This window comes from Ferrimonas futtsuensis DSM 18154 (assembly GCF_000422645.1).
GTDB classification, from domain to species: Bacteria; Pseudomonadota; Gammaproteobacteria; order Enterobacterales; family Shewanellaceae; genus Ferrimonas; species Ferrimonas futtsuensis.
Genome location: NZ_KE383896.1, coordinates 202271 through 215164, shown reverse-complemented (window position 1 = coordinate 215164; position 12894 = coordinate 202271). Strand labels below are relative to the sequence as shown.

Genomic DNA, 12894 nt, shown 5'->3' with positions numbered 1-12894 from the left:
AGCCCGGCAATAAGTGATACCTGGGTCACAGTCTGTCCTGGGGGCCACCTTTAGACTCCGCCAAAACTGCCGACACACACACAGCGGAGAATATAATGAAAATCGCCTTGTTCATCCCTTGCCTGGTGAACCACATGCAACCTAATGTGGGCATCGCCACGGTAGAGCTTCTTGAGAAGCTGGGGCATCAGGTCATCCTCCCCGAGGGGCAGACCTGCTGCGGCCAACCTATGACCAACTCCGGTTGCTTCGAGGATGCGAAAAAAACCACGCTGAAACTGCTGAACGCCTTCAAAGGCATCGACTGCGATTACATCGTATGTCCAGCGGCCTCCTGCATGATCGCCGCCAAAGAGAACTTCCACGAGTTCGACTGCAGCCCGGAAGCTACCGCTGTGATCGGCAAGCTGAAAGAGCTGACCGAATTTCTGCACGACATCCACGGCCTGGAGCGCTTCAACAAGCCCTTTAACCACAAGATCAGCCTGCAGATGTCCTGTCACGGCATCCGTATGCTGGATCTGGCCACGCCCTCTGAGATCAAGGGCAGCGGTCGTTACAACAAGGTGGAAGCCCTGCTGTCCCGCATCGAAGGCATCGACATTGTCTACCCAGAGCGTCAGGACGAATGTTGTGGCTTCGGCGGTACCTTCGCCCTCGATGAAGGCGCAGTGTCCGGCAAAATGGGTAAAGACAAGGCACAGGCGCACGCCAACACCGGCGCCCGCTATGTGGTGGGCTTCGACCCATCCTGTCTTTTGCACCTGGACGGCGTTATCCGTCGCGAGGGGCACCCCGTGGAAACTCTGCACATCGCAGAACTGCTCAACCAAGCACTGTAAGGAGCGACGATCATGGCACTGATTGGTGGAATCGAGTCTCATGCCAGTGCGGCTGAGAAGTTTAACCGCGACGTAGACCGCGTAAATTGGCACGACAAGGCTCTGTGGAACCTGCGTCACAAGCGTGACCTGGCCGCAGACTCCCAGCCTGAGTGGGAAGATCTCAAGCAGCTGGGCTCTGAATACAAGCTGCACACTCTGGCCAACCTCAAGCACTACCTGACCGAGTTTGAGGCCAACTGTAAGAAGAACGGCATCGTGGTGCACTGGGCGAAAGACGCCAAAGAGCACAACGAAATTGTGCACAGCATCCTGGCCAAGCACAATGTTAAGAATCTGGTGAAGTCCAAGTCCATGCTGACTGAGGAGTGTCACCTGAACCCTTACCTGATCGAGCGCGGCATCGATGTTATTGATACCGACCTGGGTGAGCGCATCATCCAGCTGAACGAGCAGCCACCCAGCCACATCGTGGTACCGGCCATCCACCTGAAGAAGGAGGAGGTTGGCGAGCTGTTCCACCGCAAGATTGGTTCAGAGAAGGGCGCGTCCTGCCCGACCTACCTGACCAAGCAAGCTCGTGCTCACCTGCGCCAGAAATTCCTGGAAGCCGATGCCGGTCTGACTGGTGTGAACATGGCGGTCGCCAGCGAAGGTGCCGTTGCCATCGCCACCAACGAAGGTAACGCAGACATGGGTGTGAACCTGCCTAAGGTTCAGATCCACTGCATGGGCATCGACAAGATCGTCCCCAACATGGATGCGGCCAGCGTGCTGTCCCGTACCCTGGCCCGTAACGCCACCGGCCAGCCCATCACCTCCTACACCACCTTCTACAAGGGCCCTAAAGAGGGCGGTGAGATGCACGTGGTACTGGTGGACAACGGTCGCACCAAACTGTTCCAGGACGAGCTGCTGGCGGAAGCCTACAAGTGTATCCGCTGTGGTGGCTGTCTGAACACCTGCCCGGTATACCGTCGTTCCAGCGGCTTCAGCTACAACGCGCTGATCCCTGGCCCCATCGGTATCGCAGTAAGCGCCGGTGATGACGAAACTCACTCCCTGGCCTGGGCCTGTTCCCTGTGTGGTTCCTGTACTCAGGTGTGCCCCACCAAGGTGCCTCTGGACAAGATCATCTTCAAGTGGCGTCGCATCCACTCCGAGCAGGGCAAACTGCCTTACGGTAAGTCTGGCTACATGCCTTGGGTCGGTAAGTTCATGGCCAACGAAACCATGCTGAACCTGGGTATGGCCAGCGCCCGTACCGCCCTGCGTATCCTGCCAGATGCTCTGATGAAGCCTTTCGGTATGGATTGGACCAAACACCGTGAACTGCCTAAAGCACCTAAGACCGGCTCCTTCGAAGCGTGGTTCAAGAAAAACCGGGAGAACAAATAATGTCTAGCCGTGACGCAATTTTTGCCGCATTGGATAAGTGCAACCTGCCCGATGCCCCCATGCCTTCGATCACCATCGAGCCCAACAACGAAGACCTGATGGGCCAGTATGAAGCCAACCTGGCCAAGGTCGGTGGCACTCTGGTTCGCGTTAAGGAGCTGAGTGAAGTACAGGCGCACCTGGACAAGGCGATGGCCGACGGTCAGTCCGTGGTTTGTCGTGTTGAAGGTCTGAACGGCAACCGTGAACTGGATGCCAAGCCTCACACCCTGCAGGATCTGGACTTGGCTCTGGTGAATGCCGAAGCGGCGGTGGCTGAAAATGGTGCAGTGTTTGTTCGCGAAACTGCCAGCGGCCACCGTGTGCTGCCCTACATTACCGAGAACCTGGCGGTAGTGGTTAAGGCGGACACCCTGGTTGCCAACATGCATGAAGTGGTTAAGAACGTGAAGCTGGAGTCTGGTCAGCATGGTGCCTTCATCGCCGGTCCTTCCAAGACCGCCGATATCGAACAGGCCCTGGTTATCGGTGCCCACGGCGCCTGCTCCATGACCGTATACATGCTGGACTAAGGGGTCGTTGACCGGGTTCGACAGGATGCGCCGGTGTGTAAAAACGCACCGGGGCGGGGGCCACAGCCCCCGCCTCCCGATGCAGAGTCTCCATCCCTGGCTCTGTGGGACGACTCCCCCGCACACAAGGGGGAACGATTCCCGGTCATCCATCTTTACGTGTAGTTAGCACACACGTTTGGCTCATTTTGATGAGCCTTTTTTCTATCAGCCCGGCAAGGCCGGGTCAGCACACAGGTTTGGCTCACGTTGGAGCGATACGGCCTGTCTTCATCTTACATGCCCACAAAGGCCCCCAAAGGGTTCATTGCAAGCCAGCCGTTTTTCTGCATTTAATGCTCTAGGGAAAATGGAAGTCAAGGAGTGGCTTGTGCAGGAGAGAACCAGGGCACAAAACCCACCAAATTTGCTGCAAGCTCGAAATTTAGTGAAACGATTTGGCGATCTCACCGCCGTGGACCGCCTGAGCTTGGCGCTGGGGGAGGGGGAGTGTTTCGGTCTTCTGGGTCCAAACGGTGCGGGGAAATCCACCACTTTGGAGATGCTGGAGGGCATTTTACCGCCGACATCCGGTGAAATCCTGTTCGATGGCGAGCCCCTGAAGGGGGACTACCGTCAGCAGATCGGCATCCAGTTCCAGGCGACGGCATTGCCGGAGCACCTGTCCGTCAGCGACTGCCTGACCCTGTTTGCCAGCCTCTATCACACCACCTGGGAACGGGAGGACCTGGTTCGGGTCTGCCGGCTGGAGGAGCTTCTTGAGCAGCGCCACCAGACCTTGTCCGGAGGGCAGCGGCAGCGATTGCTGCTCGCCCTGGCGCTGATCAACCGGCCTCGGCTGCTGTTCCTGGACGAGCCCACCACCGGCCTGGATCCTCAGGCCAGGCACAATTTCTGGTCGCTGATCCGCACGGTCAGGGACACGGGAACCACCATACTGCTGACCACCCATTACATGGACGAGGCGGAGCAGTTGTGCGATCGCATCGCCATCATGGACCATGGCCGGGTACTGCGTGAGGATACGCCCCTGAGGCTGATTGAGCAGGAGTTTTGTGCCCGTTTGCTGAGCCTGCCTGCCGAGTTGCAACTGGGGGAGAGCTGGGCCAAGCCCTGGCTCAAGCGCAACGGTCGCCAGGAGTATCACACCGATGATGTCAATCAGGTGCTCAGTGAGTTGCAACGCCGCAATGTCGACATTACCGGCCTCAACATTCGCCGCCCCAACCTGGAAGACCTTTTCCTGAAACTCACCGGACATCAATTGAGGAGCTGACCATGCGCAGTCTGCTGGCACTGATCCATGCCCGTAACCTGGAGTTTGTCCGGGACAGGTCCGCCCTGGGTTGGAGTCTGATGTTTCCCCTGATGCTGATCGTCGGTTTCGGCATCGCCTTTTCCGATACCGACAAACCTGAGTACAAGTTGGGGGTGGTGGGGCAGCCAGCCTATCTGGACACCCTGAAACAGACCCGTTATCTGCAACTGATCCCCTACGAGGATGAAACGCTGGCCCGGACCAAGGTGGGACGTCATCAGCTGGATTTGCTGCTGATCGAGCAGGGGTACGTGGTGAACCCGGACTCCATGAAGGGCTATCTGGCGGAGCGGATTCTCAAGGCGGAGGTGGGGGAGCTGCCGGCGACCCAGGTTCAGGGGGAGGCGGTGCGCTACATCGACTGGCTGATGCCTGGGGTCATCGGCATGAACATGATGTTTTCCGGCTTGTATGGGGTGGGCTATGTCATCGTCAGATACCGAAAGAATGGCGTACTTAAACGCTATCAGGCGACGCCGATGAAGCCCTGGATCTTCATTCTGTCTCAGATCTGCAGCCGATTGCTGCTGATGATGGCCACCGCCACCCTGGTGTTTGTTGCCTGCACCCTGATGTTCTCCATTCCCATCAATGGCAGCCTGATTCTGTTGTTTGTGACCGCCCTATTGGGGGCACTCTCCCTGGTCAGCATCGGATTGCTGGTGGCCTGTCGAACCCGTTCAGAGGAGTTTGGCAACGGGGTGCTGAACCTGATCGCCTGGCCGATGATGTTCCTGTCCGGGGTGTGGTTCTCCCTGGAGGGCACCGCGCCCTGGATTCAGTCCCTGGCCAGCCTGCTGCCGCTCTCCCACCTCAATGCCGCCAGCCGTGCCATTATTATTGACGGAGTTGGGATCGGCGGATTGCTGCCACACTGGCTGGCTCTGATCGTGATATCGGCCGTGGCGATATTCGTTGGCGCACGACTTTTTCGTTGGAACTAGGAGAGTCTATGGCGAAGGTAATGGGAGTGGGGGGGATCTTCTTCAAGAGTCAGAACCCCAAGCTGTTGGGACAGTGGTACCGGGATCATCTGGGGATGGAGGTGGGCGAGTACGGTGCCGATTTTTCACCAGCCAGCATGCCACAGAATGGCCTGACGGTATGGTGCCCGTTCGGTGACGATACCGAGTACTTCCAGCCATCGGATCGCCCCTTCATGTTCAACCTGGTGGTGGATGATCTGCCCGCAGCCCTGGCTCAGGTGGAAGCCGGTGGGGCGACCCTGGTGGGTGAGGTCGTCAAGGAGTCCTATGGGCAGTTTGGCTGGTTTGTCGATCCCGAGGGTAACAAGGTGGAGCTGTGGCAGCCCGCCTGAGGGGCTGCCTAGGGGCTATAAGATCTCACCTTTAAGTGTGGCAAATTCTTCGTGGTAGTCGACGACTCTGTCCAGGTAAACCTTAGTTTCATCATAGGGCAGGAAGCCCTTTAGTCGGTCGAATACCTCCACTGATGACAATTGATTGATGATGGGTGCAGCTTTAAGGATGTTTCGGCTTCGATCGGGGTTGAAAGCCCTGGCCACGTTTCCTGGGCCGGTATTATAAGCGGCTATGGTGCAGTACAGTCTGGCCTTAGGATCTTCTATTCTAGCAAGGTATTTGTCGTACAACAGGTGCAGATAGGCTGTGCCATACTGAATGTTCTCAGAAGGCTGGAACAACTGATATTCACTGGGCTTGCCGTGACGACTCAGCAGTTTGTCGTTGACGTCTTTTCCCGCGCTCGACGGTACAATTTGCATTAGACCAAAAGCAGGGATATGAGATTTCGCCCTTGGGTTAAAGCTGCTTTCCGCTTTCATGATGGCGAAGATAAGCTCTGGTGCAACGTGCCATCGTTCTGACTCTGATTTGACTGAGGCCAGATAGGGTTTGGCCTTACTGGCTATCTGCTTATTAGGGAGGGTGACCTTGTAGGTGGTGACGACCTTTGAGCTCGGATCGTGACGCATTTGCTGACTGTATTGTGCCTTGAGGCGGGCCAGGCGCTCCATTTCATGGGCTTTTATCCTTTTCCTCTCCCTGTCCAGTTGCGATTCCACTTTGGCTTCGTCTGAGCCACTGATAATGGCCAGATCCGCCCTTTTTTCTATGGCTACCAGCGCCTGCTGATGTTGCTGGCTGATGAGCTTCTCTTGCTCCTTTTCTGCCTGAGCACTATAGGATAGTGATGAGTGTTCAGGAGTAACCGGTTTCAGATATTCTTCTGCCGAAACTGACAGTCGCACCAAAGGAGCCTCTGCTTGTTCTGGCATCTGGTTTTCGGGGGTCGAGATTTGCTGAAGGCGGGCGACTGCCTGGTCCAGCGGGGGAGCAGAGCCAGGTTCATGGATGACACTGATCTCGATGGTATCGTTGGAGAAATCCACGACAGTGCGTTGAGTGAGGTCATTGCTGTAGTTGACGTAGGTGTCGGCATCACTTTGCAATGGCCGACCCCAGAGTTTCATCAATTCCTGACGATGCTGATCAAATTGATCAAGATAATCAGCTTTGTATTGTTCAAACTCCGACATAGTCTGTTGCTTGAAGGCCTCAAACTCCGCCAGTTCCTGAGAGGCTGGCGCCGGACCCACAAGCAACACTGCTACCAGCAGGGTACTGCTGGCAGCCGTGTTGCTTCTCTTCATGAGTTTCTCCTAAGAAATTAAAGGGCAGTTGTGTTGACCAGTAGGGCATTGAGCACCTTATCTGCCTTTTCCTCCTTGAACCTTTGCCAAAGCTCGGCATCTCGATCTTTACTGGCTTCCAGAGCGGTGCGCATGGTCCGTTGATAGTCGGCATTACTCATGCCTACCAAGACATATAGGGCGCCGCTAGGGCTAGTTCGAGACTTAATGATGCGGGCGCCGGACAGGGTCTGCTGAGTGATGCTGGAAGCCGCCTTTTCGATGAGCTGCTTGACCTCGCCACTGGCATCGACATTATTGGCGACTACAGCGTCATTCAGCTTGGCTGAGATGTTGGACTGGAAGGTCTTGGCCAGTTGAACCCGTGCTTCGGAACTGGCGACATCCTTCATAAAGCCGACACCGGCGGCAGACTTATTTGCGTAACCCACGGCGGTCAGGGCGTAGTTGTCTATGCCTTCATCACACACCCACGTGGGGGCTTCCACCTCGGGTGAGTCCGGGAAGGTGCATGCCATGGTGATGGGTTCCGGTGTGGATGAGCAGCCAGTTACCAGAGTAATCGCTATTACAGGTAAAAATTTCTTCATAGTTTCGCTCTCTTAGAGGTTAAACATTTCACGCAGATCTTTGGTGCCCTTGTCGGCCATCTCAAATATGTTGTCTTCATGTTTGAGCTTCACTAAGTCTCCACGACGGATAATTTCCAGCTGTTCTTTTTTATTAAGTACGATCCAGGAAAACATCGGTTCTATAGCGCCCGTAAATTTACCGTGAGCAATGGTTTCGAACTCAGTAATGGATTCTCCATTGCCCAACGCGGTGATTTTTTTACGTTTAATTTCGACTGAATCACCCTCTTTGGCTCCTCTCGCAGCTCCAAGAGAGACACGGAATACGTTGTCGTATTGATTGCCGCGACGCTCGATAACATAGCCCATAGGGGCCAGAGAGTTACGAATTTCCGTCTGTGCGTGTTCTACGGCGTCGCCCGAGGCATTGGAGAGCAGGGCGCTGTGCTTAGACTTGGTCAAAGAGCAATGACCATAAAAGGCTTCGACACTGGAATCGGTGCCTTTCATTTCCGCTGTGTTTACCTGATTTAATTCTGGAATGGACAGGATGCGGAGCTGGCCGGAGACTTTGCTGTTGTAAACACATTTCGGGCCGGTTTCTTTTCCTGTGAGTAGATCTGTTCCGCCATCAGTCTGTTTGGTGCTGATACTGGCCGTAGTGACTGTACTGAAGATGGCGAAATCTGCAACATGAGGGCCATCGTAGTTGAGTTTTCCGGTGGTTTCGGCCAAAAGTAGCTCTTCTTTTAGTGTCTTGGCCGATTCCCGATCCACAGCAAAGATTCCTGCGCCAGCCAGAGAATTTTCGATTTGTCCTTGGATCTGGCTCTGAATGGCTGCCTGGTTCACGCCAGTTGCAGAGACTTTGGTAGGCATGACAATGACTTTCTTTTGACTGGAATCCAGCAGCTTTGCTGGCATATATTCAGTATCCTGGATGGGAATATTGGGAAGTGAAGTAATAACCTCCCTTTTTGGGCCAGTTGAAACACAGCCTGTCATTATCAATGCCCCAATTACGGCAGTGGTGAGCTTTGGTTTCCTGCTGGTCATAATAACTCTCCTTGTATCATCATCATTTATATTGAAAGTAAAAGCTTCCAGATATCTTCTTCGGCGATCTGGTTCAGCATTTGCCGTTCTGCAACCGCTTTTGCCTGCTCTCCGCTAAGAGAGGAGACACCGGTCGCAGACAGCCGTTTTACATTTAGAACCTTTCCCTGATCTTCAACAATGAACTTGCCCTTCACACTGACGTGGAATTGTCCAAAGAGTTCTCGTACAGGTTGAGGTTGTATGGTGAATCTAAGCGTGGCTAGAGGGGAGGGACCCGAACTCTGAAAACCCGCATTGCTGAGCCATTGGTTCAGGAACTCATGGGTTTGCTCAGTGGCCTGCTCCAGCTCAATTGCGATCACCCTGTGGTTTTTCGACGCCAATAGGCGTTGTTCATACCAGCGCAGATCATCAAGGGCGGGGAGGCTCTGTTTTTGTTGCTGGAGAATGGCTATCAGGCTTCGTGCTGAAGTTGCATCCTGTTCATGTGCCAGCAGTGCCTTCAGTTCCAATAGGGGAGAGGCTTGTTGAGTCCTCAAGCGGCCGAACTCCAGCAACTTTTGGGTGAGTTGTTGCTTGAGCCCCTGTAGCAAGGCTGCGCGTTGAACTCGAATCAGCTGATAGTGTGTGCCGTCTTTGTGTGCGGAATCATACAGTTCGTAGTTGGTTAAGGTTAGCCTTGAGCTTTCGCTTCTTACCTGCTGGTTGGCACTGCTGGCTACAGCCCCGTTGATGACCTGGGTTTGAGTGTGAAGGCTTCCTTGAACCTTGACCTGAAGACGACTGGTGACATCCATTAGTGCTTGGTGGCGAGCGCCCTGCTGATTTATGCCAGCGCCGACACCATAGATGTAATCGGCAGAGTCTTTTGGGGGTTCTAGGTACCAGGAGGGCGGGGTAGCCCGACAGGCGGTGGCGGTCAGGATCAGCAAAAAGGTGGTAATCCGTATAGGCATTGAAATGCTCCAGCTTAGAAATAGGTGTTGTATTCGTATCGGGTCAGCAAAGCTTCGGCCATCACCTCTTCCTCGCCTTCACCTATCCCGTACATGTTGGGCTTTAACTGGTCTCGGAGGTGGTTGATTTGTTGGGTGGACGCCTCGCCGTGGACCTGCTTCTCAGCGATTTCTCTAACTCGTTCAACCAGACTACCTGGGGCAACACCGTACTCCACAGTGCCTAAGTAGAGCGTGGTATACATGCCTTTGGCGCCAAGGGGGTGAGGTTCCATGTAGTAGACCAGATTGAAGTCATCAAGCTGAAACTTGTCTGATTGGGAGAAGGAGTGGGTATAGCTATCCAGGTTCAACTGTTTGTCACTGAAGGGGATGGCAGGTGAGAACGCTGATAGCTGACTGTACAGCCCCTGATAATCCAATGTTTGTACCAGGTATCCGCTGATTCTCCCTCCTTTAACCAATAGGGTAAGTAGGAACTTATTTTTCTTGTAGTAGCGGAACTCCAACCCATCCTTGGTCCGGGAGCGTTTTACGACTTGTGGGAAGCCGAGGTCCTGCTCCACGTAGGCAAGATAGTTTCCGACATCGATCTTATTCAGGAGCCGCTCTTCGACGTGATGGGTGAAATTTGCCTGGATACCCTGGAAGATGGTGTAGGACAGTTCTTTGGTATCGTTCCAGTTACCGAAGCCAATCATCAGGGCGATTAGGTAAAGAAATCCGGATTTCGCTCTTTTCCAATGGGCAGAGAGGGGAGAACTGAGCACCTCTGCGACCCCCGAAGAGGTTGCCTTATCCTCTGGCTCTATGCGGGACATAATCCATTAGTCCTTTATTATTAAGATTTTTCTAAACTAGGGAATGATAATATGGTTTTAGTTTTACTAAATTCAAGTTAAATCTGTGTCGTATAAGTGATTGTTTTAGTTCACTATTGAAAAGTGTGAATTTGTTAATGGTTTGGTGTGATGAGGTTGAATTGATTTCCTCTTGCACCGGTGAAAATGCGCTAGTAAAGAGAGTGGTCGATAAGTAAACTATGCGCCCACTTGCGAATGGGGGGGAGAAAGTTGGATCAACATCAACACTGGATGCGCCGGGCGATGGAGTTGGCGGCTGAAGCGGAAGCCCTGGGCGAGGTGCCTGTGGGGGCGGTGCTGGTGAAGCAGGGGGTAGTGGTGGCCGAGGGTTACAACCGCAGCATCATCGATCACGATCCCTCCGCCCATGCCGAGATGCAGTGCCTGCGTCGGGCCGGATACGAGCTGGAGAACTATCGCCAGCTGGATACCACTCTCTATGTGACTCTGGAGCCCTGTCCCATGTGCGCCGGCGCCCTGGTGCATGCCCGGGTGGGCACCGTGGTCTTTGGGGCGTCCGATCCCAAAACCGGTGCGGCAGGCAGCGTGATGGATCTGCTGCGCCATCCGGCGCTCAATCATCAGGTAGAAGTCATTGGTGGGGTGCTGGCCGAGCCCTGCGCACAACAGCTGAGTGATTTTTTCAAGCGGCGCAGGGCGGAAAAGAAAGCCTTGAAACTGGCTCAGAGGGCTTCTGAAGACGCTTCCTGAAGGAAGGCCTTGGTGCGATGAAGTACTTTCATGTGGTCGCGTTTTCTCAGCGCCCTCCTGCGCTCGGACAGGCTGCTCAGGGCTTTACGGCGACGTGCTGGAGTTCTTAACATTCCTCTCTCCTCCTTACTGTTTTCTCTATTTGGACCCTATCCTCATCTGTTTGCAGTTCGATGACATCGGTTTTGAGCTTTTGTTGCGACTTTTGTTCCCAAAGGCGCCCGATCTCGTTCACTGTTTAAACTAAATTTGGGATGGCGGCATCTATGCCCCTAAAAACCAAGGGACAAACCTTTGATTTGTCCCCTGATATAAGAGATAGCTATGACTCTTGGCAATTTCAACCCCTGGCGCCTGGAAAAGCTGGGCCATTAACAGAAATATTTTGGTGAACGTGGTGAAAGCTGAGCCAGATCACTCGCGATTCTTGGCCAGATCCAGGGGGGCTCCCGTTGAGGGGGGCATATGGGTTTCCAGCAGCACCAGGGTGTCATAGTAACGCTTGATGTTGTCCACATAGTGGGCAGCGACCCCACCCTGTGCAAAGCCGTAGCGGGTGCGCTGGTAGTGGCGTTTTTGGGTCAGCTTGGGCAGGACAGATTTGACGTCTGCCCAGCTGCTGGGGTTGAGGCCATGACGCTGGGCGATCACCCGGGCATCCTCCACATGGCCCAGGCCGATGTTGTACGAGGCCAGGGCAAACCACAGCCGTTCAGGCTCAGGGATGGAGGCGGGCAGTCGTTTGATCAGATCGTGCAGGTAGTCGCTGCCGCCGCGTATGCTCTGCTCAGGGTTGAGCCTGTCCCTGACCCCAACCCGTTTGGCGGTGGACTGGGTCAGCATCATCAATCCCCGAACCCCAGTGGGGGAGCGCGCCTTGGGGTTCCAGTGGGACTCCTGATAGGCGACGGCAGCCAGCTGTCGCCAGTCCAGGATTCCGGCGTACTCCTTGAACCAGGGCTCGTACTTGGGCAACCGGGTCTCCACCGCCCGGATGAAGGCGCGGGTATCGACATAGTCGAACCGTTCCATATGGCCGAAATACTTCTCTTCCAGCTGTTTCAGGGTGCCGGCCTGTTTCAGTTTATCCCAGTAGTCCAGCAGTTCGGACAGGAGTTGGTGGCTGTGCTCCTCCGGCAGGGCCCAGCCGACCTCCTGCTCGATCCCCAGGCTGAAGGCAGCGGCCAGTTCCGGGTGCAGTCGCCGGCTGGCTGCCAGGGTCTTGGTGTCGGACAGGGTGTAGGCCAGCTCGCCGGAGGCCACCATGGAGAGCAGTTCGTGGGCGGCATACTCGGTGGTCTCCTGCCACTGCAGCCCGGGTTGGTTTCGCTGCTGTTCGGCGGCCAGTATCTCTGCGTGGTTGGAACCGGCCATCACCATCAGAGGGTCAGTAAGCTGGGCCAGTGAGTCGGGCTTGGGCTGCCCCCTGCGATAGACCAGTTGCACCTTGGTGCGGTAGATGGGGGGGCCGAAACGCCAGAAACTGCGGTTGAGGTGGGTGTCGGTGAGGCTGGAGGCGATGAGATCCAGTTTGCCCTGGCTCATGTCATTAAACATCTCAGGCAGCGACGAGTAGGGGGTGACCTCCAACTCCTGACCCAGATGCAGGGCGAAGCCCTGGGCCAGTTCGTAATCCAGTCCCTGGGCACCCGCAGCGCCCACCACATAGGTGGTGGGCCCATACAGGGTGCCGACCCTCAGGGGTCGGTCAGGTTCGGGCTCGGCTCGCTGAGGCTGCTGATACTCCAGCGGAAGGCATCCGGCCAGGGTCAGCAGCGATACAGCCAGTAAACCCCTCATCGTTATGCATCCATCTGAATTCTTCGTCATCTTCCGCTCATTGTAGACTGTTTTGCGACCGACCTTTCCACTATAATGTCGCCACCTTTAATGCCGGGAATTGTGATCCGGTTCGGATTTCGCTCCCGGTATTGAGCCCTACACAAAACTATATAAGGTAAAAAATACCGT

General features: G+C 55.0%; 14 protein-coding genes. 7 read left to right on the top strand and 7 right to left on the bottom strand.

Annotated features, from left to right (window positions below):
* Positions 1-95 precede the first annotated feature (95 nt).
* The 6 genes from G505_RS0118650 (at position 96) to G505_RS0118625 (ending at position 5448) form a co-directional block, all read left to right on the top strand.
* Complete coding sequence (locus tag G505_RS0118650) at positions 96-842, top strand: (Fe-S)-binding protein (protein WP_028110910.1); 747 nt, start codon at positions 96-98, stop codon at positions 840-842.
* A 12-nt stretch (positions 843-854) separates the two neighbouring features.
* Positions 855-2240 carry a lactate utilization protein B gene (locus G505_RS0118645; protein ID WP_028110909.1) on the top strand — a complete coding sequence of 462 codons (1386 nt, stop codon included), beginning with the start codon at positions 855-857 and terminating at the stop codon, positions 2238-2240.
* On the top strand, positions 2240-2812 hold the full coding sequence (locus tag G505_RS0118640; RefSeq protein WP_028110908.1) for a LutC/YkgG family protein: 573 nt from the start codon (positions 2240-2242) through the stop codon (positions 2810-2812). Before G505_RS0118645 ends, G505_RS0118640 begins: the two co-directional genes overlap by 1 nt.
* 427 nt (positions 2813-3239) lie before the next feature.
* On the top strand, positions 3240-4088 hold the full coding sequence (locus G505_RS0118635; protein ID WP_245568402.1) for an ABC transporter ATP-binding protein: 849 nt from the start codon (positions 3240-3242) through the stop codon (positions 4086-4088).
* Between the two features lie 2 nt (positions 4089-4090).
* Positions 4091-5074, top strand: a complete 984-nt coding sequence (locus tag G505_RS0118630) for an ABC transporter permease (protein WP_051216456.1) — start codon at positions 4091-4093, stop codon at positions 5072-5074.
* A gap of 8 nt (positions 5075-5082) precedes the next feature.
* Complete coding sequence (locus G505_RS0118625; protein WP_028110905.1) at positions 5083-5448, top strand: VOC family protein; 366 nt, start codon at positions 5083-5085, stop codon at positions 5446-5448.
* A 15-nt stretch (positions 5449-5463) separates the two neighbouring features.
* On the opposite strand, the gene G505_RS0118620 is transcribed toward G505_RS0118625, so the two are convergent.
* The 5 genes from G505_RS0118620 to G505_RS0118600 form a co-directional block, all read right to left on the bottom strand.
* The gene (locus G505_RS0118620) at positions 5464-6762 is read right to left on the bottom strand and encodes a transglycosylase SLT domain-containing protein (protein WP_028110904.1); all 1299 of its coding nucleotides are present in this window, start codon (positions 6760-6762) and stop codon (positions 5464-5466) included.
* Between the two features lie 17 nt (positions 6763-6779).
* Positions 6780-7280, bottom strand: a complete 501-nt coding sequence (locus G505_RS0118615) for an LPP20 family lipoprotein (protein ID WP_051216454.1) — start codon at positions 7278-7280, stop codon at positions 6780-6782.
* 84 nt (positions 7281-7364) lie between these two features.
* Positions 7365-8390 carry a hypothetical protein gene (locus tag G505_RS0118610; protein ID WP_028110902.1) on the bottom strand — a complete coding sequence of 342 codons (1026 nt, stop codon included), beginning with the start codon at positions 8388-8390 and terminating at the stop codon, positions 7365-7367.
* Between the two features lie 26 nt (positions 8391-8416).
* Positions 8417-9349 (bottom strand): LPP20 family lipoprotein, encoded by a 933-nt coding sequence (locus G505_RS0118605; protein ID WP_028110901.1) that lies wholly within the window; start codon positions 9347-9349, stop codon positions 8417-8419.
* Positions 9350-9363: 14 nt separating this feature from the next.
* The gene (locus tag G505_RS0118600) at positions 9364-10170 is read right to left on the bottom strand and encodes an ETEC_3214 domain-containing protein (protein ID WP_028110900.1); all 807 of its coding nucleotides are present in this window, start codon (positions 10168-10170) and stop codon (positions 9364-9366) included.
* Between the two features lie 237 nt (positions 10171-10407).
* Here G505_RS0118600 and tadA point away from each other — a divergent pair, with 237 nt between their 5' ends.
* Positions 10408-10923, top strand: a complete 516-nt coding sequence (tadA, locus tag G505_RS0118595) for a tRNA adenosine(34) deaminase TadA (protein WP_051216452.1) — start codon at positions 10408-10410, stop codon at positions 10921-10923.
* On the opposite strand, the gene G505_RS23155 is transcribed toward tadA, so the two are convergent.
* Together G505_RS23155 and mltF are read right to left on the bottom strand one after the other, a co-directional pair.
* Positions 10896-11036: a hypothetical protein gene (locus tag G505_RS23155; RefSeq protein ID WP_157509285.1), complete on the bottom strand. Its 141-nt coding sequence runs from the start codon at positions 11034-11036 to the stop codon at positions 10896-10898. The two genes, tadA and G505_RS23155, sit on opposite strands and share 28 nt — an antisense overlap.
* 301 nt (positions 11037-11337) lie before the next feature.
* Positions 11338-12723, bottom strand: coding sequence for a membrane-bound lytic murein transglycosylase MltF (mltF, locus tag G505_RS22005; RefSeq protein ID WP_157509284.1), 1386 nt, complete (start codon positions 12721-12723; stop codon positions 11338-11340).
* Positions 12724-12894 lie beyond the last annotated feature (171 nt).

What these genes read in the sequence shown, in the direction of transcription:
- G505_RS0118650 (WP_028110910.1), top strand. Translation starts at nt 96, where the DNA reads ATGAAAATCGCCTTGTTCATCCCTTGCCTGGTGAACCACATGCAACCT.
- G505_RS0118645 (WP_028110909.1), top strand. Translation starts at nt 855, where the DNA reads ATGGCACTGATTGGTGGAATCGAGTCTCATGCCAGTGCGGCTGAGAAG.
- G505_RS0118640 (WP_028110908.1), top strand. Translation starts at nt 2,240, where the DNA reads ATGTCTAGCCGTGACGCAATTTTTGCCGCATTGGATAAGTGCAACCTG.
- G505_RS0118630 (WP_051216456.1), top strand. Translation starts at nt 4,091, where the DNA reads ATGCGCAGTCTGCTGGCACTGATCCATGCCCGTAACCTGGAGTTTGTC.
- G505_RS0118625 (WP_028110905.1), top strand. Translation starts at nt 5,083, where the DNA reads ATGGCGAAGGTAATGGGAGTGGGGGGGATCTTCTTCAAGAGTCAGAAC.
- G505_RS0118620 (WP_028110904.1), bottom strand. Translation starts at nt 6,762, where the DNA reads ATGAAGAGAAGCAACACGGCTGCCAGCAGTACCCTGCTGGTAGCAGTG.
- G505_RS0118615 (WP_051216454.1), bottom strand. Translation starts at nt 7,280, where the DNA reads ATGGCATGCACCTTCCCGGACTCACCCGAGGTGGAAGCCCCCACGTGG.
- G505_RS0118610 (WP_028110902.1), bottom strand. Translation starts at nt 8,390, where the DNA reads ATGACCAGCAGGAAACCAAAGCTCACCACTGCCGTAATTGGGGCATTG.
- G505_RS0118605 (WP_028110901.1), bottom strand. Translation starts at nt 9,349, where the DNA reads ATGCCTATACGGATTACCACCTTTTTGCTGATCCTGACCGCCACCGCC.
- G505_RS0118600 (WP_028110900.1), bottom strand. Translation starts at nt 10,170, where the DNA reads ATGTCCCGCATAGAGCCAGAGGATAAGGCAACCTCTTCGGGGGTCGCA.
- tadA (WP_051216452.1), top strand. Translation starts at nt 10,408, where the DNA reads ATGGGGGGGAGAAAGTTGGATCAACATCAACACTGGATGCGCCGGGCG.
- G505_RS23155 (WP_157509285.1), bottom strand. Translation starts at nt 11,036, where the DNA reads ATGTTAAGAACTCCAGCACGTCGCCGTAAAGCCCTGAGCAGCCTGTCC.
- mltF (WP_157509284.1), bottom strand. Translation starts at nt 12,723, where the DNA reads ATGAGGGGTTTACTGGCTGTATCGCTGCTGACCCTGGCCGGATGCCTT.